The 20,655-nt window shown below is 51.7% G+C and carries 21 protein-coding genes; 15 read left to right on the forward strand and 6 right to left on the reverse strand.

The genetic code is table 11. From position 1 onward, the window contains the following. The first annotated feature begins 11 nt into the window (after window positions 1-11). The 3 genes from WBJ47_RS01545 (at window position 12) to WBJ47_RS01555 (ending at window position 2,878) form a co-directional block, all read left to right on the forward strand. A complete protein-coding gene (locus tag WBJ47_RS01545; RefSeq protein ID WP_422244900.1) occupies window positions 12-1,592 on the forward strand; it encodes a cation:proton antiporter in 1,581 nt (526 codons plus the stop codon). A gap of 123 nt (window positions 1,593-1,715) precedes the next feature. Beyond that, window positions 1,716-2,288, forward strand: a complete 573-nt coding sequence (locus WBJ47_RS01550) for a chromate transporter (RefSeq protein ID WP_422244901.1) — start codon at window positions 1,716-1,718, stop codon at window positions 2,286-2,288. Then, window positions 2,285-2,878, forward strand: coding sequence for a chromate transporter (locus tag WBJ47_RS01555; RefSeq protein WP_422244903.1), 594 nt, complete (start codon window positions 2,285-2,287; stop codon window positions 2,876-2,878). Before WBJ47_RS01550 ends, WBJ47_RS01555 begins: the two co-directional genes overlap by 4 nt. A gap of 11 nt (window positions 2,879-2,889) precedes the next feature. Here WBJ47_RS01555 and mtnP read toward each other — a convergent pair whose 3' ends face one another. Further along, entirely contained in the window at window positions 2,890-3,771 is an 882-nt protein-coding gene (mtnP, locus tag WBJ47_RS01560; protein ID WP_422244905.1) for an S-methyl-5'-thioadenosine phosphorylase, read from the reverse strand. Window positions 3,772-3,925: 154 nt separating this feature from the next. Between mtnP and WBJ47_RS01565 the strand changes: the two genes are divergently transcribed. From WBJ47_RS01565 to WBJ47_RS01610, 10 genes are all read left to right on the forward strand, one after another. Then, window positions 3,926-5,059 carry an FAD-dependent oxidoreductase gene (locus WBJ47_RS01565; protein ID WP_422244906.1) on the forward strand — a complete coding sequence of 378 codons (1,134 nt, stop codon included), beginning with the start codon at window positions 3,926-3,928 and terminating at the stop codon, window positions 5,057-5,059. Between the two features lie 94 nt (window positions 5,060-5,153). Beyond that, window positions 5,154-6,137, forward strand: a complete 984-nt coding sequence (gene arsS, locus WBJ47_RS01570) for an arsenosugar biosynthesis radical SAM (seleno)protein ArsS (RefSeq protein ID WP_422244908.1) — start codon at window positions 5,154-5,156, stop codon at window positions 6,135-6,137. Further along, window positions 6,137-8,320, forward strand: a complete 2,184-nt coding sequence (locus tag WBJ47_RS01575) for an FAD-dependent oxidoreductase (protein ID WP_422244909.1) — start codon at window positions 6,137-6,139, stop codon at window positions 8,318-8,320. Before arsS ends, WBJ47_RS01575 begins: the two co-directional genes overlap by 1 nt. Window positions 8,321-8,323: 3 nt before the next feature. Next, window positions 8,324-8,995, forward strand: coding sequence for a TIGR04283 family arsenosugar biosynthesis glycosyltransferase (locus WBJ47_RS01580; RefSeq protein ID WP_422244910.1), 672 nt, complete (start codon window positions 8,324-8,326; stop codon window positions 8,993-8,995). A gap of 8 nt (window positions 8,996-9,003) precedes the next feature. Continuing rightward, window positions 9,004-9,615 carry a TIGR04282 family arsenosugar biosynthesis glycosyltransferase gene (locus tag WBJ47_RS01585; RefSeq protein ID WP_422244912.1) on the forward strand — a complete coding sequence of 204 codons (612 nt, stop codon included), beginning with the start codon at window positions 9,004-9,006 and terminating at the stop codon, window positions 9,613-9,615. Window positions 9,616-9,644: 29 nt separating this feature from the next. Beyond that, entirely contained in the window at window positions 9,645-10,388 is a 744-nt protein-coding gene (locus WBJ47_RS01590; RefSeq protein WP_422244913.1) for a DUF3047 domain-containing protein, read from the forward strand. A 24-nt stretch (window positions 10,389-10,412) separates the two neighbouring features. Next, on the forward strand, window positions 10,413-11,291 hold the full coding sequence (locus tag WBJ47_RS01595) for a phosphate/phosphite/phosphonate ABC transporter substrate-binding protein (RefSeq protein ID WP_422244914.1): 879 nt from the start codon (window positions 10,413-10,415) through the stop codon (window positions 11,289-11,291). A 9-nt stretch (window positions 11,292-11,300) separates the two neighbouring features. Further along, entirely contained in the window at window positions 11,301-12,212 is a 912-nt protein-coding gene (phnE, locus tag WBJ47_RS01600) for a phosphonate ABC transporter, permease protein PhnE (protein WP_422244916.1), read from the forward strand. Then, on the forward strand, window positions 12,209-13,033 hold the full coding sequence (locus WBJ47_RS01605) for a phosphonate ABC transporter ATP-binding protein (RefSeq protein ID WP_422244917.1): 825 nt from the start codon (window positions 12,209-12,211) through the stop codon (window positions 13,031-13,033). Before phnE ends, WBJ47_RS01605 begins: the two co-directional genes overlap by 4 nt. Continuing rightward, the gene (locus WBJ47_RS01610) at window positions 13,030-13,968 is read left to right on the forward strand and encodes a hypothetical protein (RefSeq protein WP_422244919.1); all 939 of its coding nucleotides are present in this window, start codon (window positions 13,030-13,032) and stop codon (window positions 13,966-13,968) included. Before WBJ47_RS01605 ends, WBJ47_RS01610 begins: the two co-directional genes overlap by 4 nt. A gap of 80 nt (window positions 13,969-14,048) precedes the next feature. Here the strand turns inward: WBJ47_RS01610 and WBJ47_RS01615 are convergent, their stop codons facing one another. The 4 genes from WBJ47_RS01615 to WBJ47_RS01630 all read right to left on the reverse strand — a co-directional run bounded on the left by WBJ47_RS01615 (window position 14,049) and on the right by WBJ47_RS01630 (window position 17,922). After that, window positions 14,049-14,396, reverse strand: a complete 348-nt coding sequence (locus tag WBJ47_RS01615; protein ID WP_422244922.1) for an FKBP-type peptidyl-prolyl cis-trans isomerase — start codon at window positions 14,394-14,396, stop codon at window positions 14,049-14,051. Between the two features lie 23 nt (window positions 14,397-14,419). Continuing rightward, entirely contained in the window at window positions 14,420-15,538 is a 1,119-nt protein-coding gene (gene lptF / locus WBJ47_RS01620; protein ID WP_422244923.1) for an LPS export ABC transporter permease LptF, read from the reverse strand. An 88-nt stretch (window positions 15,539-15,626) separates the two neighbouring features. Further along, entirely contained in the window at window positions 15,627-16,580 is a 954-nt protein-coding gene (locus WBJ47_RS01625) for an aldo/keto reductase (RefSeq protein ID WP_422244924.1), read from the reverse strand. Window positions 16,581-16,602: 22 nt separating this feature from the next. Continuing rightward, the gene (locus WBJ47_RS01630) at window positions 16,603-17,922 is read right to left on the reverse strand and encodes an NTP/NDP exchange transporter (RefSeq protein WP_422244925.1); all 1,320 of its coding nucleotides are present in this window, start codon (window positions 17,920-17,922) and stop codon (window positions 16,603-16,605) included. Between the two features lie 201 nt (window positions 17,923-18,123). Here WBJ47_RS01630 and WBJ47_RS01635 point away from each other — a divergent pair, with 201 nt between their 5' ends. Further along, window positions 18,124-18,690 carry a DUF2889 domain-containing protein gene (locus tag WBJ47_RS01635; protein WP_422244926.1) on the forward strand — a complete coding sequence of 189 codons (567 nt, stop codon included), beginning with the start codon at window positions 18,124-18,126 and terminating at the stop codon, window positions 18,688-18,690. Here WBJ47_RS01635 and WBJ47_RS01640 read toward each other — a convergent pair. After that, window positions 18,677-19,615, reverse strand: a complete 939-nt coding sequence (locus WBJ47_RS01640; protein WP_422244928.1) for a 1-phosphofructokinase family hexose kinase — start codon at window positions 19,613-19,615, stop codon at window positions 18,677-18,679. The genes WBJ47_RS01635 and WBJ47_RS01640 overlap by 14 nt on opposite strands. Before the next feature lie 118 nt (window positions 19,616-19,733). Here WBJ47_RS01640 and WBJ47_RS01645 point away from each other — a divergent pair, with 118 nt between their 5' ends. Beyond that, window positions 19,734-20,639: an HpcH/HpaI aldolase/citrate lyase family protein gene (locus WBJ47_RS01645; protein ID WP_422244930.1), complete on the forward strand. Its 906-nt coding sequence runs from the start codon at window positions 19,734-19,736 to the stop codon at window positions 20,637-20,639. Window positions 20,640-20,655: the final 16 nt, after the last annotated feature.

Consider the following 20,655-nt stretch of genomic DNA (forward strand, 5'->3'; position numbering starts at 1 on the left):
AAGAGGATGCCATGCTCGTCACGCTGGTAGGTCTTGCCTTTCTCTTTGGGTTGATGCTCAAACGCATAGGCTTGCCACCGATGGTGGGATTTTTGCTTGCTGGCTTTGTGTTTAATTTGTCTGGATTCGAAGCCCCAGATGGATTGAACATGATTTCGCAGCTTGGCGTGACGTTGTTGCTCTTTTCAATCGGCCTAAAGCTCGATTTTAAAAGTCTGACAAATAATGAAATTTGGGGCGTATCCCTCGCGCACATCACTGTTTCAACATTGTTTTTTGCTTTGGTGTTGTGGCTTGGAAAGACCTTGTTTCCCACGCCGATCTTTGATATTTCGCCATTCGTCATCGTGTTGCTCGCTTTCGCATTCTCCTTTTCAAGTACGGTTTATGCCGTCAAAGTACTTGAGGATCGCGATGATATGCGTGCCTTTTACGGCAAGGTTGCGATCGGTATTTTGGTGATGCAGGATATATTCGCTGTCATTTTTTTGACTGTGAGCGAAGCAAAATATCCATCAATTTGGGCATTGTCGTTGTTACTCTTGCCTGTCATTAGAAAGATATTGTTTAAATTGCTCGATGCAGCAGGGCACGGCGAACTGTTAGTTTTGAGTGGTTTGTTTTTTGCACTCGGTGCAGGTTTTGAGTATTTCACTTCCATCGGAATCAAGGGTGATTTGGGTGCGCTCGTGTTTGGAGCTTTGTTATCCAGTCATCCCAAAGCAGGCGACTTATCCAAGTCACTCTTCAGTTTTAAAGAGTTGATGTTGGTAGGATTTTTCTTATCAATCGGCATGCAGGGACTACCCACGCCCCCTATTATTTTTGTGTCGCTGTTGTTGTGTGCCTTGTTGCCTTTTAAAACATTTCTTTATTTTTCGATCCTCGAATTCTTTGGTTTGCGTGCACGCACTTCACTCTTTGTGTCCATCAATCTTGCGACATATTCAGAGTTTGCGCTGATTGTGGCTGCGCTGAGCGTGATGAAGGGATGGTTGCCTGTTGACTGGCTCATTATTATGGCAATTTGCGTGAGCGTGAGCTTTGCCCTGGCTGCTCCCTTTTCTATCAAAGCAGAGCATATCTACAAACGCTACAGAGCTTTTTGGAATGTCTTTCAGCGCGCGAATCACCATCCACGCGATCAATTGATTCAGACGGGTGATGCAAGGGTGTTGATTATTGGAATGGGGCGTGTGGGTTGCGGAACCTATGACAAGCTTAGTTCTGATTTTGAGCAAAAAATAATTGGAATCGAGCACAATGCGCAGCGCGTCAGGCAACAGCGTGAATATGGCCGCAATGTCGTGCAAGGTGACGCAACGGATTCAGACTTTTGGAGCAAGCTAAAAGCCGGCACAACGTTGGAACTGATCGTATTGGCGATGCCTAATCATCGTAGCAACATATATGCCGCTCAACAGATCACTGCAAGCGGCTTGGTCTGTAAGGTTGTCGCAATCGCCAAGTACGCCAGTGAAGTCCAGGAGCTCAAGGCGTTGGGTGTGCCTGCTTTTAATATCTACTCTGAGGCTGGTTCGAGCCTTGCAAGCCATGCGCTTGATGTACTCCAAGACCGCACACAGCCTTAATGTGTTGTCGAAAAGCGTCGACTTTCACCTACCCTAACGATTTAGAGCTCTCTGAGGCACTTTTGAGTGGGTATTTTGGAGTTAAATAGAAAGCTGACACTTATACGCCTCCTCGCTGCACACATGACCCAACCATCTTCTGCCCAACCCAAGTCTCTGGGCGAACTATTCACAACCTTTAGCAGACTCGCGATCCAAGGCTTTGGCGGCGTCCTAGCTTTTATCGAGCGAGAGCTCGTCGAAAGAAAAAAATGGATGACACGCGCTGAGTTTGTGGAGGAGTGGGCGATCGCCCGAACAATGCCGGGCCCTCCGGCGCTGAATCTTTGCATCATGGTGGGCGCGCGTTATTTTGGCTGGCGTGGTGCGCTCGTCTCATTGGCGGGAATGTTCATGTTCCCCACAATGATTATTCTGGCCTTGGCGATTGCTTACGCACACTTTGGCAACCAACCTCAAGTCGTAGATGCGTTGCGTGGCATGGGTGCCGTGGCGGCGGGCATGATTGGCGCGACAGGACTCAAGCTTCTGTCCGCTCTCAAGACCAACCCGCTTGGTACGAAAGTTTGTTCAGTACTCGTGATCTTGAGTTTTGTGGGCATCGCGCTTGTGCAATGGCGATTGTTGTATGTCTTGGTGATATTGGGTGGAATTGGTTATGTGCTTGCGTTTCTAAAACTCAAGGACCAAGCATGAACGAGACCTTGACGCTGGCGATGTTATGGACCGACTGGTTCAATCTCTTTAAACATTTCGCCTCGATTTCCATTGCCTCAGTAGGTGGGCCACTCGTACTGTTGCCTGAAGTTCACCACTTTTTGGTTGAGCAGCAAAACTGGCTGACTGATGCCCAATTTAGGGCTTCAATCGTGATTGCCCAAGCTTCTCCGGGTCCCAACGTGATGTTCGTGGCCTTAATGGGTTGGAACATTGGATTAAATGCGGGTGGTTTTGGTTGGGCAGCATTTTCAGCCTTGATTTGTATGGCAGGTATTTTGATGCCGAGTTCGATCTTGATTTTTGTGACGGCACGTTGGGTGCAAAAACATCAAAATTTGCGGGCTGTTCGAGCGTTTAAGTTGGGGTTGAGCCCAGTGGTGATCTCAATGATGATTGCTGCAGGTTGGTTATTGGCGACTGCCAATACCAGCACGACGCGCGATTGGCCACTTTGGGTCGTGGCTGCGGTCACTGCCTTAATTGTTTATCGCACCAAAGTGCACATGCTCTTGTTGTTGGCAATTGGTGCAGCGTTGGGTGCGAGTGGATTATTGACGATTGGTTAAGGCATCATTGTTTAATGACTCAAGATCACGCGCAATCTTTCCAAGACTTCAGCACGCATTTCATTAGGCTGTGTCACCAGCGCGCTCGCAAGCGCGTGATGGGCATCCGATACAGGTCGCTCTTGACCTAAGAGTGCGATTGCTTTGATCAGTATTTTTTGAGCTGTTTCAGCATTTTTCATCAAATTCGCAATGGCGGATTCGGCCGTGACATTGGCCTCCCGTGGATGCCAGCAATCAAAGTCTGTCACCATCGCTAAGCTTGCGTAAGCAATTTGCGCTTCACGCGCGAGCTTGGCTTCTGGCATATTGGTCATGCCAATGACACTTGCCCCCATTGAGCGATACCAATGTGATTCTGCAATCGAAGAAAACTGAGGACCTTCGATACAGACATAGGTGCCGCCGCGATGTAGGAGTGGTTGCTCCATCGACTGAGTTTGTCCGCCACTTTCCAGCCACGCACGCGCCAAAATATCAGTCAGTTTGGCGCAGACGGGTTCAGCCATTGAGACATGGGCCACAGCACCTGCACCAAAAAATGTACTTTCACGTTTTTTGGTCAGATCGATGAATTGATCAGGTAGCACCATGTCGAGTGGACGGTAGTCTTCGCGCAACGAACCGACGGCTGAGACTGAAAGCAGATATTTCACGCCCAGCTGTTTAAACGCATGGATGTTGGCGCGAAAGGGAAGTTCTGAGGGAAGCAGTGTGTGACCACGTCCATGACGGGCGAGAAAGGCGACAGGGACTCCGCTGATGGAACCTGTCACGAACACGTCAGAGGGAGAGCCAAATGGCGTATTGAGAGTATGTTCGAGGGGATGTTCAAGCGCCTCCATACGATAAAGACCGCTTCCACCGATGACTCCCACGACAGGTTGTTGCATGCTGATTCTCGCTTTTTCTGGCTAAAAACATGAATGACAAGGATTGTTACCCACTATGATGAAGACTGTGTAAGAAATCGATGTCTGGTCACGACTATACAGAGAGAATTCTATTTATTGTGCAGTTTGACGACCCGCAGGTCGGGGGAGTGTCATGAAACGATTAGTACTTGTAGGGGGAGGGCACGCTCATCTTTCTGTCCTTGATAAGCTTGCTCAAAAGCCGCTGCCAGGTTGCGAGGTGATATTGATCACTCCTAATCGCTATCAAAATTACTCGGGCATGTTACCCGGCTGGATTGCTGGGCACTATACGCGCGAGCAAAGCAGGGTGGACTTACAGCCTCTCGTCGCGGCTTCGGGCGTCACAATGATCACGGAGAGTGTGACGGCGATGTCTGCTGACGCACGCAGCTTGACGTTATCGGATGGTCAGCAAGTGACCTATGACTTGTTGTCTTTAGATATCGGCAGTGAAACGCAAACAGAAGGTCTTTCAGCACTGGGTACACGATTGTTGCCCGTCAAGCCGCTAGACGATTTTTTTGATCAGTGGCCCGAGATTCAAAAAAAAGCTGCTCACCAAAAGGAATATGCCCTAGTCGTGATAGGTGGGGGAGCAGCGGGTGTGGAGTTGGCGTTTGCCGCCCAATATGCTTTGCAACGTGTGGGTGCACAGGGCCATGTGACACTCGTGGTTTCGTCGGATGGAATGCTAAAAGGCCATCACCCGTCGGTGCGCAGGCGGGTGATGGCTTATGCCCGTCAGGTGGGTATTGTCTTGTATCAGCAAGCCGCGACGGGTGTCGTGGATGGCTTGCTATTTGCCGATGGTCATCGCATCTATGCAGATCAAGTGATTGCGGCGACAGGCGCAAAACCCTTGCCATGGCTGCGGCAATCGGGGCTCACGCTCAATGAACAAGGCTATATTTTGGTAGATGGCTGTCATCGCACGCTTTCCCATCCTGAGGTCTTTGCTGTAGGTGATACTTGCGCGCGTACGGATGTCCAGATGGCACGATCCGGAGTGCATGCGGTCAAGGCAGGACCTGTGCTCGCGGACAACCTTTATGCTGTGTTAGCTGATTCGAGCGCCCACCTCAAGACTTACCAACCGAGAAAGAGCTCATTGTATTTATTGGCCTGCGGACCTCAGTACGCCATTGCTTCTTGGGGGCGAGTTTCTTTTGAAGGTCGTTGGGTCTGGCGACTCAAAGACTGGATTGATCGGGGATTTATCAAAAGATATAGCCAAATCAACGAATCATCTGTTAACAAGAATTAACACTTGATTGAATGATGCATGCATTATTTCGATCAAAAGTGTAATAAAACGTCGACTGTTGCGACTAACCAGATATTACTCATACGGACTGACCATGCACGCAACTCTTCCTTTGCTGAAAGACACCGATTTCCCGCGGATCAAACGTGGCGCGTTGACGACGCTTCAGGTCAATCTTGGATATCGCTGTAACCAGTCTTGTGTGCATTGTCATGTCAATGCAGGTCCAAATCGCACCGAAATGATGGATGAGGCCAATATCGATCTCGTGCTGCAGGTGCTCCAGGATCGAAAAATCGAAGTTCTGGACTTGACGGGCGGAGCGCCCGAGTTGCATATCTCCTTTAGGCCTCTCGTCACTGCGGCGCGTGCAATGGGTGTGCGGGTGATCGATCGTTGTAACCTCACGATTTTGCTTGAACCTGGATACGAGGATCTCGCTGATTTTCTGGCGAAGCAGGGTGTGGAGGTGATCGCCTCGATGCCGTGTTACTCCTTGGAAAATGTCGACAAGCAACGCGGTCAAGGGGTGTTTGACAAGAGTATCACCGGACTGCAGCGCCTCAATGCGTTGGGCTATGGTCAACCGGGTTCATCTTTGACCTTAAATCTTGTCTATAACCCGCAGGGACCCTCGTTGCCGCCCGAGCAAGGTGCTCTGCAAAGCGACTACAAGCGTGAACTGGCCAAGCATTTTGGCATCGTGTTTAACGAGCTGTATGCATTGACGAACATGCCGATTCAACGTTTTGGTTCCATGCTGATTTCCAAGGGCACATTCAAAGGCTACATGGAGTTGCTGCGCAACAGTTTTCAGCAGGCGAATCTGGCCGGCGTGATGTGTCGCAGCATGGTGAGTGTGGATTGGGAGGGTTATCTGTATGACTGCGACTTTAATCAGCAGCTCGCTTTGCCGTTGCCTCGCACCATTGAAAAAATAGCAGATCTGGACCGCGGTCTGCATCTCAAAGATTTGTTGGGTGTCGATATTGCCGGGCGCTCAATTTTCGTGGCGGACCATTGTTATGGCTGCACCGCTGGTCAAGGCAGTAGTTGTGGTGGAGCATTGAAAGAATAATGAATAAAAAGATGGTCACGCGAGTCCTCATACTGTTAATAGCGATTGTGCTACTCACGCTATTTTTTAGCTTTGACTTGCATCAGAAGATGACGCTCGAAGGGCTGAAGTCAGGGCTTGCGCAGTTGCATGCGTGGCGTGATGCCGCACCCTTGCAAATGGCCTTGGGATATTTCTTGATTTATGTAGTGGCTACGGCGCTTTCTCTACCAGGTGCCTTGGTATTGACGTTGGCGGGTGGGGCGATTTTTGGTTTTGTGCAGGGATTCGTATTGGTGTCGTTTGCTTCGACCATCGGTGCGACATTAGCCTTTTTAGCGGCGCGCTATGTCCTGCGCGACTGGGTGCAGCAACGATTCGGTGAAAAGCTCAAGCCCATGAATGATGGCATCGAGAAAGAGGGCGCCTTTTATCTATTTACCTTACGCTTGGTACCGGTCTTTCCATTTTTTCTCATCAATCTCCTGATGGGTCTGACCAAGATGCGAACGCTGACTTACTACTGGGTGAGTCAGTTGGGCATGCTGGCTGGGACAGTGATTTATGTGAATGCTGGCACACAATTGGCCGCGATTGATTCGCTCAAGGGGATTGTGTCACCCGCCATCGTGTTGTCCCTCGCAGCCTTGGGTTTGTTTCCTCTGATCACTAAAAAAATACTCGATATATTTAAGAAAAATAAAATTTATTCAAAATGGAACCATCTCAAACCCAAGAAGTTTGATCGTAACGTCGTAGTCATTGGCGCGGGTGCGGCAGGTCTCGTGACCTCTTATATCGCGGCGGCTGTCAAAGCCAAAGTCACCTTGGTTGAGGCCCATAAGATGGGTGGAGACTGCTTGAATTATGGTTGCGTTCCCAGCAAGGCCTTGATCAAAAGCGCCAAGCTCGCCCAGCAGATCCGTCAGGCGGATCATTATGGACTGACAGCTTCGCAACCAGAGTTCAGTTTTCGTCAGGTGATGGCCAGAGTCAACGAAGTCGTCAAGAAAATAGAACCTCATGACAGCGTGGAGCGCTACACGGAATTGGGTGTTGAGGTGTTGCAAGGCTATGGCCGTGTCCTCAACCCTTGGACGGTAGAAATCAAAGACGAACACGGTGTGACGCAGACTTTAACGACGCGCAGCATCGTGATCGCAGCTGGTGCACAGCCTTTTGTGCCTGCTTTGCCAGGCCTCGACGAGGTCGGCTATGTGACGAGCGACACCCTGTGGGAAAAGTTTTCTGCGTTCGATGCACCACCTAAGCGTTTAGTCGTTCTCGGTGGAGGGCCGATCGGTTGTGAGCTCACACAATCCTTTGCGAGATTGGGTGTGCAGGTCACGCAGATTGAAATGTCGGGACGTTTGCTGAGTCGCGAGGACGCTGAGGTGTCGGAGATTTTGACTGAGTCGATGCGTAGCGATGGTGTGACGATTTTGACGGAACACAAAGCTTTGCGTTGCGAGCGCAAAGAGGTGAATGGTCTGACTGTCAAGTCAATCGTGGTCGAACATGAAGGCGTTGAGCGTCATATTGAGTTTGATGAGTTGTTGTGCGCGGTGGGTCGAGTGGCGCGCTTGCAAGGCTATGGTCTGGAGGAGTTGGGGATTCCAACGCAGCGTACAGTGGTCACCAACGAATATCTGGAAACACTGTATCCCAATATCTATGCAGCGGGCGACGTGGCAGGTCCCTATCAGTTTACGCACACAGCTGCGCATCAGGCATGGTATGCCTCCGTGAATGCGCTCTTTGGTCAGTTCAAACGTTTTAAGGTTGATTATTCAGTCATTCCTGCGGCAACCTTTACCTCGCCAGAAATCGCGCGCGTGGGTTTGAACGAGCAAGAGGCCGTTCAAAAAGGAATCGCGTTTGAGGTCACCCGTTATGGGATTGATGATCTGGATCGTGCGATTGCGGACAGCACAGACCATGGCTTTGTTAAAGTCCTCACCGTACCCGGCAAAGACAAAATTTTGGGTGTGACGATCGTCGGGGAGCATGCAGGTGACTTGCTAGCTGAGTTTGTTTTGGCGATGAAACATGGCCTAGGACTGAATAAGATCCTTGGCACGATTCATACCTACCCAACTTTGGCCGAGGCCAATAAGTATGTGGCGGGTGAATGGCGACGCGCGCATACGAATCCTGCAGTCATGAAGTGGCTCGCGCGTTATCACGCTTGGCGTCGAGGCTAGTTTGTGAAAACCCTGATCATTGTTCCCGTCCTGAATGAAAGTGCTGCGCTTTCGCAGCAATTAGGTGAATTCGATGTGTTGCGCGCGATGGGTGCTCAGGTGTTGCTGGTGGATGGTGGCAGTACGGACTTGACGGTAAAACTTGCGCGAGACGCTGGGTTTGATGTGTTGGAATCTGCGCCCGGGCGTGCTCGGCAAATGAATGCGGGTGCACGTGCTGCGACGAGCGATCTGTTGCTTTTCCTGCATGTCGATACACATCTTCCGCCGGGGGCATTGCAACAGATTGAAAACCACCTCAATAGCAAGAGGGGGTGGGGAAGGTTTGATGTCAGCATCTCAGGAAATTCCTCTTGGCTCAAGGTAATCAGTTTCTGTATGAATTGGCGCTCGAGACTGACGGGAATCGCGACTGGTGATCAGACTTTTTTTATGACACGAGAAATGTTTGAACGCGTGGACGGTTTTCCGGAGCAGCCCTTAATGGAGGATATCGAAATGAGTAAACGCCTCAAACGATTCAGCCCTCCCGTGTGTTTATCTGATCGAGTGGTGACATCGGGACGCAGGTGGGATCAAAAAGGCGTCTGGAAAACAATTCTTTTAATGTGGCGGTTACGCTGGTCCTATTGGCGCGGTGTACCGGCAAGTGAACTGGCGCGTTTATATCGCTGAGTCACTCTATGCCTAGAAAAACTCGTATTGTGATTTTTGCCAAAGCGCCGATCCCCGGGTTTTGTAAGACACGCCTGATTCCAGCATTGGGTGCTGAGGGTGCCGCTGCACTTGCTTCAAAAATGTTGTGTCGCACGGTTGTCATTGCCAGAGAGGCTGACTTGGGTCCTGTAGAGCTATGCGTGACCCCTGATCCTGACCATGCATATTTGCGTGCATTAGAGGTATCTTCCGAGGTTGTCTGGAGTCGCCAGTCTGAAGGTGATCTGGGTGCGCGCATGGCAACAGCCGTCCAACGAACCTTGGCGAGAGATGAAAATGTGTTGTGTATCGGGACTGATTGTCTGGAGCTTAACGTCGAACACTTGCACAAGGCTGCGACTGCACTGACGCACGACCCTGTCGTGATTGCCCCTGCGAGTGATGGCGGCTATGTATTGCTCGGTCTTAACCAATTTGATGCCAGTATTTTTCAGGACATGTTATGGAGCACGGATGGTGTATTTCAAGAAACCATGCATCGTATTGTCCGTCTGGGCTGGAGTGTGACCCAGTTGGAGACATTGCGCGATATCGACGAGCCTAGCGATCTTGCGTTTTTACCCGTTGAATTCAAATAAAAATATCCCTAGTGATTCGGAGAGTGCAATTGAGAATCAAGCTCATGCTGGCTTTGATCGTCATGTCTGGTGCTGTATGTGCGCAGTCAAGTCCCAATGTGATTGGCAGTTTTCCTGCTGGGACAGGACCAGTGCCTGAGCCTTGGCGCCTCATTCAGTTTGATACTAAGATCGCGCCAACGGCATACCAAACGCGGGTCTGGGATGGTGTATCGGCTGTCGAGGCGAGTGCCGATGGGAGTATGGCCTTGCTGGCACGCGGGGTAGAGGTTGATTTAAAAGCTACGCCTATGCTTTGTTGGCGCTGGCGCGTAGATGACGTGGTGAAAAATGCGGATATGAACACCAAGGCGGGTGATGATTACGCTGCAAGGGTATACGTTGCCTTTAAATTGCCCTCAGATAAAATTGATTTTGGTTTGCGTCTGAAGCTTCAATTTGCGCGCAATCTCTATGGTGAGCATGTACCGGATGCTGCGTTGAATTACGTTTGGGACAACAAAAATGCTGTCGGTCACCGTCAATTCAATGCTTATACGGATCGAACGCAAATGATTGTTCAGCGCAGTGGTGTGGCACAGGCAGGAGGCTGGGTGTCGGAGCGCGTCGATGTGTTGTCAGATGTCGTGAAAGCCTACGGAAGCGATCAGGCAAAAATTAATCTGTTAGCACTCGCCTCTGATACAGATAACACCAAATCGAAAGCACACGCAGGTTTTGCAGATTTACACTTTGTTGGACGGGATGCGCCTTGCGTGTTTCCAGTCAAGTGATGAATGAGAATCTAGGACTTTTCTATGCGTAAATTATTGATTTTCATCTTGATGAGCGTCGGCGTTGCAACCAGCGCGCTGACCTTTGCCGCATCGCCTGACAAACATCCACCACTGAGATTTGGCGTTGGGATGTTCCAGCCTGACAGGGAAAAAAATGATGCCACCTATCGTCCCTTAGCCGAGTATTTGTCTGCCAAACTCAATCGCCGTGTGGAGTTGCGTACGGTGGATAGTTGGGAAGGATTAGCTAAGTCGCTCGCCAATGGCGAGACCGATATGGCGCTAATGGGTCCTTGGGGCTATGTATTGGCCAATAACGAAGCGGGTGCTCAAGTGGTATCCACGATTTTGTACGACGACAAGCCTGAATATTTTGGCATCATCGTGACGCACCCCAACTCATGTATCAACACCATCGCGGACCTCAAAGGAAAAACCTTTGCGTTTGGCGATAAGGGTTCCACCTCTGGATATTTGATTCCGCGTCACTTTTTTATGACACAGGGAATTACACCCGAGAAATACTTTAAAAAGGTGATCTATACCAAACATCAGGCGATTGAGACCCAAGTCGCCCAAGGGATGTTGGACGCCGGGGCAGATTACAATCGAAATCGGAATGCGATGATTGCCCAAGGACTGATCAAGGCTGAGCAATCTAAAATCATTTGGCAGTCAGACCCTTTGCCCAATGACGCTTTTGCCGTCGGCAGGACACTTTTTTCGAATAAAGAATTTGTGACACAGCTTCAACAAGTGTTGGAGTCGATTGGACCGGCCTTAAAACAATCCCCTAATCTTTTGCCTACGCACTACACAGGCTTTGTGACGCGTGACAATGCGTTTTACAAGCCGATCCGAGATGCTGGACTGGCGACTGGTGTGTTACGACCGCGATAAACACTAAACATGTCAGCAATCGATATTCCTCCTTCATTGACGAACGACCGTTCTGGAAATTTTTTTCTGCATGGTCGCGCAGGTTTTCTATTGATGACCCTGATGTATGTTGTCCTGATCTCGGTCTGTTTGTTTTCTTTGATTCAAGATGGCGAGCTCTCGATCGGTCGCAATCCCTGGGCAAATTTACTCAAGACCTTTTCTGAGTTTTCTTACCCAAGTTTTTTCGATGTCTGGTTTGGTGATACCGCGCTCGAATACCGCAGTGATGATGGGCGTGTATTACGTGTTGAAAATCGTCGGGAAGTTGAGCTCGACTTCCTGATGGGTTTGGCGCGTGCAACCTGGACGACGATCACGATCGCAACGCTTGGTTCATTACTGGGTGCGCTTTTGGCGCTTCCGCTTGCGGTGTTGACTGCTCGTAACATGTCCGCTCCTAGACTTTTGGCTTGGATAGCCAAAGGCTTGCTGGATGTCATGCGTTCTATTCATACCCTTGTGTTTGGACTGGTTTTGGTGGGCATTGTCGGCTTAGGACCGACAGCGGGTATCTTGGCGATCGGGCTGCATTCCATGGGAACATACGGTAAGTTGTTTGCTGAGTCGATCGAGTTTCTCGATATGCAAGCCGTCCATGCCGTGCAGAGTGTCGGAGCGGGTCCAGTTCAAGTTTTTTTTAATGCGATCTGGCCTGCTGTTCTGCCGCAGTTTGTGTCCAGCCATTTGTATATCTGGGAGTTCAATATTCGTGACTCCACGATTCTTGGCATGATCGGTGCCGGTGGTCTGGGTTTATTGATTACCGAGGCAACCTCTTTGTTTCAATGGGGGCGATTGTCCACGGTATTGCTTGTGGTGATTGTCTTAGTGACTTCTTTTGATGCCTTGAGTCGTCGTATTCGTCGGAGCTTGGCATGAGCCCGAAACCATCCCTTGCGATTGATCTACGCGATGTGCTGTGGAGCGTGCATGGCCGCACGGTATTAGAGGTTGGCGCGCTCAAGGTTTTCGCAGGCGAGCGTATCGCGCTGGTCGGTCCCAATGGCGCCGGTAAATCGACACTATTGCGTTTGATTGCTGGCACCCTTACGCCTACGCATGGCTCATTACACGTTCTTGAGCGTTCACCCTCTCGCAGTCTCAACGCGCGTGAGCGTCGAGTCTGGAGGCGTGAGGTCGGACAGGTTTTTCAGGGCTTGCATCTTGTTTCGCGCCTCAGTGTTCTGGACAATGTGCGGATTGGTGCGTTGGGGCGTCTTTCCGGCTGGCGCACATGGTTGCGTTTTTATCCTCACGAGATTTCTCAGCAAGCCTGTGAGGCGCTGCGGGCAGTGGGTTTGCTCGGACAACAGGACACACGCGCAGATCATTTGTCAGGCGGAGAACGACAAAAAGTGGCCATTGCCCGACTGCTTCTGCAGCAACCAAAATTAATTTTGGCGGATGAGCCGACTGCGGCTTTGGATCCAAATGCAGCAGCGGAGGTGTGTCGACTTTTAGTGCAAGCCGCGCAGGGGGCGACCCTCTTGACGGTCGTACACAATACGACCTTACTGCCGCTGATTGCTGATCGTGTCATTGGTTTACGTCAAGGCAAAATCGCGTTTGATCTCCCAGTTGGTGACGTCGATGATCGCGCGCTGCTAGCGCTTTACCAAATGGATACACGTCGTCCCTCGGATCAATTGAACGTTGTGCTGCCTGCTCGGGCAGAAGTGCAGACACAGGAGCTGTCATGACAAATGATGATTCAGAGGCTCCAGGCCGGAGTTGTCCGCTCAGGTATCGCTATGGTGCCTCTGCAATCGCTCGGTCTCCACTGATTGATACTGAGACGCTCTATGTGGTGGGTGGTCTGTACGGAAATCTTCAAGCACTCGACACCATAGAAAATCTCGTCTCGAGCGAAACAGGAGATGTTCGCCTCTGTTTTAACGGTGACTTTAATTGGTTTAACGTGGATGCCCCAAGCTATCAGGCTGTGATGTCTCGAGTGCTTGAGTACGATGCAGTGCTGGGTAATGTCGAAGCAGAGCTCGGGATGGACGGCGCGGATGCCGGCTGCGGTTGTGCCTATCCAGATGTCGTCGACTCAGCAGTGGTTGAGCGATCTAATCGTATTCATGCGCGACTCAAAGAAACTGCTTCCCGTCATCCTGCGTTGACGACTCGTCTGGAGTCGCTGCCTATGTTTGCGCGTTACCGCGTGGGTCACTGTCAGGTCGGGATCGTACATGGTGATGCCGACTCGTTAGCGGGTTGGCGTTTTAGTCGAGCAGACCTTTCCAGTGCAGGTGCTGATGAGTGGCTTGAACAGGTCTTTTCTGAGGCAGAGGTTGATGTATTTGCCTCCAGCCATACCTGTGAGCCTGTCTTGCATCAGGTGACGCGTGACCGGGGATTGGGAGTTGTCATTAATAACGGTGCGGCTGGCATGCCAAATTTTCAAGGTCAACTGAGCGGCGTGATCACCCGCATTGGCGTTGCACCATTTAGTGCTTCGTCAATACAGGGCGCAAAAATGATTGAGCGCACCCTCATCAAAGGTGTTGAGATCGCGGCGATTTCACTGCCTTATGACCATGAAAAATGGCGAACCCATTTTCTGTCGAATTGGCCACAGGGGTCAGACGCTCACACTTCATACTATGCGCGCATCATGGGAAATCTTTGATATGAATCTTCTTGAAATTGATTTAAATAGTAAAAAAATCCGGATGCGTAGATCCGGATCTCTGGTGTTGTCATGCGTACTTAGTTGACTTCGAGCAACTCGACATCAAAAACAAGCGTGGCATTTGGAGGAATGACGCCACCTGCACCTCTTGCGCCATAGCCCATTTCGGGAGGAATGATCAGGGTGCGTTGACCACCGACTTTCATTCCGGCAACACCTTCATCCCAGCCACGGATCACATGGCCGGCGCCGAGTGGGAAATCAAATGGATCGCCGCGGTCCCGTGAACTATCAAACTTTGCACCTTTGTTACCCGGGGCAGATGCATCGTGCAACCAACCGGTGTAGTGCACGGTGACATGTGCACCTGCTGTGGCTTCCGTACCGCTACCAGCGGCAACTTCGATTTTCTCTAGTGTGCTCATTTTAGTTCCTGTGTAGTTGATGATCAGGCCGCACTCTGTACGACCGGGGGTTTTGGGGTTTTGACACGCAAGCGGTGCATGAGCATTCCGACCGTAAACAAAGCGAGGATGGCATGCACAAGCCATACGCCTAGGCTAAAGGAGAGTTTGCCGCTGATAATCCAGCCCTGCGAGATGTTGATTAAATTGAGGTAGAGCATCGCGATTAAGCCTGCTATGAGCAGGTCACCCGAGCGTCCCATGCGTGGGTTGACTGCGCCAAGAGGAATTGCCATCAGCGCGAGGTTAAGTGCTGCGAGAGGCAGCGCTAAACGCCACATCAGCTGGCCCAGTGAAGCGGGAACCTTGTCGGTGATCAGCAACTCGGTCGGGCGTGAGCGTCGACTATTGAGTGTTTGTTCGCGTGCATTTTCCAGTGACTTTTCACCGTCTTTACTTTCGATACGGGCACCAAAGGCCTCAAACTTGGTCAGGCGCATTTCGGGTGCGCCAGGCTTGATGTCGTAGCGTTGTCCGGGACCCAGCACCAAAAATTTATCACCATTGTTTTCCATGACTGTATCCGCCGAGGAGGAAGTCACGAGGGTGAGCCAATCGGGATCAATGATGCGCATGAATACTTGACCGAGCGGGCCATCTGGCACGGTGGAGCCTTCCACGAAAAAGACTCGGGCCCCTCCTTCGGTTTCTAGAAACTGGCCGGGTGTGATCTTTGAGAGGTCCGACCGTAACTCAAAGCGGGCGCGGTATTCACCGATCTGTCGGTTGGCCCAAGGTGTGCCAAACAGGGTCAGTGACGCGATGATCACAGCGACGGGGATCGCAACACGCAAGACCGGATTGATCCAGTTGAGTAAGGATAAGCCGCTTGAGAACCACACCACCATTTCAGATTCTCTGTAATTGCGGGTGATCGTGGTCAGCACCCCAATAAAGATGGATACCGCCAAAATAATGGGAAGTGCGGCGATGGTGGTAAAGGCGGCTAGGCCAATCACGACATCTGCACCGATGCGGCCGGCAGCGGCTTCGCCTAATAAACGCACCAGCACGACGCTCAGCCATACAACAATCAGCGTCGAGAGTACGACGCTAAAGTGGTTGGTAATTTCGGAGACAACGGAACGTTTAAATAGGGACATTGTGCGCGATGCGGTGTTGCATCAAAAAAATGGTGCGGCGCAAACAACGCCGACACCATGAATTTAGCACAATGAGACGGGCTAGGCCTTAGGCATTCGGTAGGCTGTCGATCAGTTGAATCATCCGTTTGCGCATCGCAGCATCTGGAAGACGGCCTACGCCACCCGCCATATTGTCGATCATGTTGGATACGCGACTAGTCGCGGGTGTGATGCAGGTGACCGCAGGGTGGCTGGCCACAAATTTCAAGAAAAACTGTGCCCAGGTAGTGGCATCAAACTCTTTGGCCCATTCGGGTACCGCTTGACCTTTGACGCGGCTCCAGAGGCGGGTGCGTCCAAAGGGCGCATAGACCAAGACGGCGATGCCGCGTTCTTGCGCGAGTGGAAGAATCGTTTTCTCTGCGAATAAGTCATCAATGGCATAGTTGGTGCCAATAAAGTCGATTTTTTGCGACCGCATGGTGTCAATCATGCTGTCGTATTGATTGCTAAAGGTTGTTGTGATGCCAAGATAGCGAATCCGACCTTTTTCTTTGGCTTCGCGCAAAATAGGGAGTTGAGTCTGCACGTCTCCCATGTTGTGGATTTGAACCAGGTCAATGACTGGTTTGCCGATGCGCTTGAACGACATCTCCAGCTGCGCATGTGCAGCCGCTGCATCTGCCGCACCGCCTCCGCGCGGTGCCACATTAAGCTTAGTGGCCCAAAAGAGTTTTTGTGCGATGCCGAGGTCTTGCGCGATTTTTCCTGCGACCTCTTCAGAGGCACCGTAACTTGGGGCGGTATCAAAGACCGTTCCACCCAGCTCCACCATTTTGGCCATGACATTTTTTAGCGCTTCGCGATCTTCGGTGCGTGCGACTTGCGCAAAGGTGGCCGAACTTCCAAGACCGATGATGGGCAGACGCTGTCCGCTTGAGGGAATCGGGCGTGTGATCAGAGGACCTGTATTGGCTAAAGTCTGTGCCCAGGCGCCTGATAACGCGGAGGCGCTGGCAGCGGTAAGTGTGGTTTGAAGCCAAGTGCGACGATTCATCATGTGAGTCTCCTAAAAGGATGGTCTAAAGTTGTACGGGCGGGCGGGCAGGCGTACTGCGTTTTGCTTGGGCATAGCCGAGCCAAAGTCCCAAGCTCATCCAGATCACTGCGAGCGGAACCGCGAACCATGCGAGCCCAGCCAGTCCCATCCCTAGACGGCCTAACAAGCCTTCTGTTTGAGAGCCCAGGGCGTCACCGCTTCGGTAAACAAAGGTGTCGATAAAAGCCTTTGCCTTATAGCGTTCGGCCCGGGGAACGGTAGTAAAAAGTGTTTCACGCGCGGGGCGCATGATGCCACGCTGGACGGCGCGAAAAGACGCCTCAAAAGCGATCAGCGCTGCCAATGAGCCGAGTAGCGCCAGCCCGATAAAGCCAAAGGCGACCGTGATAGGCAGCAGTGCAAGCGTCACTGCAATTCCAAATCGTTTAATCAGATGACTAGTCAGAAAGGCTTGCAAGACAAAGGTTGCTGCTTGAGTGTAGAGATCAATCCGTGCAAACGCCTCGGTGCGTGTGTCGGTATCGAGTGCCAAGGCTGCGACCATCTGCAAGCGGGTGAAATACAGGAGGGTCGCCACGACGGCCAATATCAGCACGTATGCAGAAATACCAAGTAGGTAAGGGGAACGGAGCACTGCCGTAAAGCCTTCCCACGCACTGCCGCCAATGAGAGTGTGTTCAGCATCGGGCTCGGAGCTGTTGGGCCGCCTCGCATCTGTCGCGTGTGCTTCTTCAAGATCTATCTTTAATGAGGTGAGCCACCAGGCACTCAACACCGCACACAGCAAAAAGCCAGCTGCGATCAGCAGTAACAAGGGCGTACCAAAAGGACGGGCAAGCATGCTGGCAAGCCAAGGACCAAACATCGCGCCGAGCGTTCCCCCCAGGGAAATCGCCGCAAACAAGCGCTGACTTTGGTCTTTTGAAAAGCGATCGGTCATCAATGCCCAAAAGAGCATGGTGGCGAAAAGATTAAAGACGCTGAACCAGACATAAAAAACCTGACCACTGATCAGGCCGACATGAGTGGGTGCAAACGTGAGCAGCAGGTAAAAACAAAGCAGTCCAAACGAAAAAAAACAGTAGGTGGCTGCGATGAAAACCATGCGCCGAAAGCGACTGACAAGCAGACTAAAGAGGGGGTTGATCAAGAGTGTGACGAGCAGTGTCGCCATAAAGAGCCATCGAATGGCGTCTATGCCTCGCTGCATACCCAAGGCTTCGCGAGCAGGTCTGACGACCATGAGCGCGCTGAGAATGCAGAAAAAAAACAGACCGGCTACCAAGGTAGGCAGCAATTCTTGTCGTCTGATGTTGGTAAATGTCTGTAGCACTGTTTTCATTGAGTGGTATCCCCAAACTCGCAGCTATCTTACTGAGGAATCCTCGTTTGTGTGGAGTTGTTTTTGTGCTTTGGGCGTCCTCATAGTGGAAGTGCAGCCTAAACAATGCTTTTTATCTGAGAGTTTTTCCGGGGACGGATAAAATACTGTTTGATCGAGGCGTTTGTTGCCTCTGCAAAGACTGTTTTTGAGAGAAATGCCGTGCCACTCACCCCAACCGTTGAACGCGAAGAGGTTCACCAACGTCAGATTGTGATGAAAGCGTATCGCAGGTCTGATGGACTGTATGACATAGAAGGTCGGGTGGTGGACACCAAAACCTCACCTTTTCTTTCTCCTGTGGCCCAGGCGGAGCGTCAACCTGGCGAGCCGATCCATGATATCTGGGTGCGTTTGGTGATCGATGAATGGTTTGAGATTAAAGACGTGGCGGCGAGTTCTGATGCGACGCCCTTTGTCGTCTGTACCCAAGCGCCACCCACTCTCCAATCACTGATTGGTGCAAAGATTGGGGCGGGTTGGTCTAAGCTCGTGAGGGAAAAGCTTAAAGGTGCGGCTGGCTGCACGCATATGATGGAGCTGTTGGGACCCATGGCGACAACAGCATATCAGGCTCTGTGGCCAGTCACCAGCAAGCGGCCACAGCCACTGGATGCGAATGGGCGTCCAACCAAAATTGACAGTTGTTTTGCTTATGCGAGTCACACAGAAATCGTGGCAACCTTATGGCCCGAGCATTACACCGGACCCAAAGTTACAAAGGAGTGATCCTGACCAGCTGGTAGAGGCGATGCAGGTCCGTGGGTTCGCATAAGTTTGAGTCCACGTTCATGACGGCTGCCGCGGCACTCGCCATGCCAAAGCCAAAGGACTGCTCCAGTGCGTGTTGATTGCACAGGCCCCACAGAATGCCGGCGACGAAATTGTCGCCAGCCCCCACCGTGCTGACGACTTTGACAGGGACGGCGGGCGCACGAAAACTTTGCTTGGCTGTCACGAGCAACGCACCCTCTTCACCGAGCGAGAGCGCAACAATTTCAGCCTGACCCCGCCCGACAATCTCACGCGCGGCCTCGTGCCACTGAGCCTCCGTTGTGAGCGTTTGTCCAAGCAGTTCTTCGAGCTCACGCAGGCTGGGTTTAAACAAGTAGACGCCGACTTCAAGCGCTGCACGCAAGGCTGGACCTGAGGTGTCGAGCACGAAATGCTGACCGTGGTCTTTTGCTCGCTTGGCGAGCCGAGCATAAAAGTCATCTGAAACGCCTGGAGGCAGACTACCGCTGGCAACTAGAAAGCGAGCGGCGGCTCCTCGCTGATCCAGGGCGGCGGCGCAAGCTTGTTGCTCCGCGAGAGTGAGTATGGGTCCAGGTAATAAAAAGCGAAAGTCCTTGCCGCTGGATGTCTCGTGAACGGTAAAGCATTCCCTTGTTTCCTGAGCAATCGGGATGCCCTGACTCTGCACGCCTTCGTTTTCGAGCAGTTGGGTCAAAATCTGACCGGTAAAGCCACCTGAGGGGTAGATGGCCGTTGTTTGGGTGTCAAGACGCCTGACGACACGTGAAATATTGATGCCACCACCCCCGGGTTGCGTTTTTTCCTCTCGACACCTGAGCTTATGGGTGGCGACGACCTTGTCGACGGAGGTCGAAATATCAAGGGCGGGATTCATGGTGAGCGTCACGATTTGCGTCATGCGGGGGCACTCTTTTTTAAGGATACCTGCGAATTATCGCTGAATCCCCTCACGCTATACTCGAAGGAGAAAATTAAAGGCATCGCGCGATGCCGTGTTTGAATAACGGAGATGAGTGATGCGTTCCTTGCTGTTTGTGCCCGCCGATAGTCCACGCAAGCTGGAAAAATCCTTGCAGAGCGGGTCGGATGTACTGATTTTTGATCTAGAGGATGCTGTTTCCCCTTCTCGCAAACAAGAAGGTCGCGTGGAGTTGGTCAAGTTTTTGAATGAAGTGAAAAAGGCCGGTCTCAAAACGCCTGAACTCTATGTGCGTGTCAACGCGCTGACAACGGGCATGACGCTGGCCGATTTGGCTGCTGTGATGCCTTGTCGCCCGGCTGGTGTGGTGTTGCCCAAGTCAACTGGCGCACGCGATTTGGCTCTTCTGTCAGCCTATCTCGAAGCCTTTGAGCATTTGTACCCGCAGACACCATCGGTTGGATCGGACGCATCGACCCAGGCACTGACCTCCATCATCGCGATTGTCACTGAAACTGCTGATTCGTTGGCAAGGTTGAATGAATATCGGGGCGCAACGCCGCGCTTGGCCGGCATGATGTGGGGGGCGGAAGACTTGTCGGGTGATATTGGCGCGTTAACCAACAAGGAAGAAGGGACTTCTGAGTGGACCACCCCCTTCAAGCTTGTGCGTTCGCTCTGTCTGTTCGCGGCCTCAGCCGCGGGCGTGCCTGCCATTGATACCGTGCCGACGGAAATTAACAACGTCGAGGCGTTGACGCGCGAAACGCGACAAGCCTATCGAGATGGTTTTTCAGCGAAAGCTGCGATTCATCCCGGACAGGTGCCTGTGATTAATGCGGCGATGACGCCCGATGCCGCCACGCAGGAGTGGGCCGCTCGCGTGATTGCCGCTTTTGCTGCGAGCGCGAGCGTGGGTGTGGCGACCATGGATGGAAAAATGTTGGATACGCCGCATTTGCGCTTAGCTAAAAAAATTATCGCTGCGGCGCAACTCGCCTAAAGCCTCAAGGAGTTTG

The sequence above is a fragment of the Zwartia sp. genome (assembly GCF_049655405.1).
Lineage (GTDB): Bacteria > Pseudomonadota > Gammaproteobacteria > Burkholderiales > Burkholderiaceae_B > Zwartia.

What these genes read in the sequence shown, in the direction of transcription:
- WBJ47_RS01545 (WP_422244900.1), top strand. Translation starts at nt 12, where the DNA reads ATGCTCGTCACGCTGGTAGGTCTTGCCTTTCTCTTTGGGTTGATGCTC.
- WBJ47_RS01550 (WP_422244901.1), top strand. Translation starts at nt 1,716, where the DNA reads ATGACCCAACCATCTTCTGCCCAACCCAAGTCTCTGGGCGAACTATTC.
- WBJ47_RS01555 (WP_422244903.1), top strand. Translation starts at nt 2,285, where the DNA reads ATGAACGAGACCTTGACGCTGGCGATGTTATGGACCGACTGGTTCAAT.
- mtnP (WP_422244905.1), bottom strand. Translation starts at nt 3,771, where the DNA reads ATGCAACAACCTGTCGTGGGAGTCATCGGTGGAAGCGGTCTTTATCGT.
- WBJ47_RS01565 (WP_422244906.1), top strand. Translation starts at nt 3,926, where the DNA reads ATGAAACGATTAGTACTTGTAGGGGGAGGGCACGCTCATCTTTCTGTC.
- arsS (WP_422244908.1), top strand. Translation starts at nt 5,154, where the DNA reads ATGCACGCAACTCTTCCTTTGCTGAAAGACACCGATTTCCCGCGGATC.
- WBJ47_RS01575 (WP_422244909.1), top strand. Translation starts at nt 6,137, where the DNA reads ATGAATAAAAAGATGGTCACGCGAGTCCTCATACTGTTAATAGCGATT.
- WBJ47_RS01585 (WP_422244912.1), top strand. Translation starts at nt 9,004, where the DNA reads ATGCCTAGAAAAACTCGTATTGTGATTTTTGCCAAAGCGCCGATCCCC.
- WBJ47_RS01595 (WP_422244914.1), top strand. Translation starts at nt 10,413, where the DNA reads ATGCGTAAATTATTGATTTTCATCTTGATGAGCGTCGGCGTTGCAACC.
- phnE (WP_422244916.1), top strand. Translation starts at nt 11,301, where the DNA reads ATGTCAGCAATCGATATTCCTCCTTCATTGACGAACGACCGTTCTGGA.
- WBJ47_RS01605 (WP_422244917.1), top strand. Translation starts at nt 12,209, where the DNA reads ATGAGCCCGAAACCATCCCTTGCGATTGATCTACGCGATGTGCTGTGG.
- WBJ47_RS01610 (WP_422244919.1), top strand. Translation starts at nt 13,030, where the DNA reads ATGACAAATGATGATTCAGAGGCTCCAGGCCGGAGTTGTCCGCTCAGG.
- WBJ47_RS01615 (WP_422244922.1), bottom strand. Translation starts at nt 14,396, where the DNA reads ATGAGCACACTAGAGAAAATCGAAGTTGCCGCTGGTAGCGGTACGGAA.
- lptF (WP_422244923.1), bottom strand. Translation starts at nt 15,538, where the DNA reads ATGTCCCTATTTAAACGTTCCGTTGTCTCCGAAATTACCAACCACTTT.
- WBJ47_RS01625 (WP_422244924.1), bottom strand. Translation starts at nt 16,580, where the DNA reads ATGATGAATCGTCGCACTTGGCTTCAAACCACACTTACCGCTGCCAGC.
- WBJ47_RS01630 (WP_422244925.1), bottom strand. Translation starts at nt 17,922, where the DNA reads ATGAAAACAGTGCTACAGACATTTACCAACATCAGACGACAAGAATTG.
- WBJ47_RS01640 (WP_422244928.1), bottom strand. Translation starts at nt 19,615, where the DNA reads ATGACGCAAATCGTGACGCTCACCATGAATCCCGCCCTTGATATTTCG.
- WBJ47_RS01645 (WP_422244930.1), top strand. Translation starts at nt 19,734, where the DNA reads ATGCGTTCCTTGCTGTTTGTGCCCGCCGATAGTCCACGCAAGCTGGAA.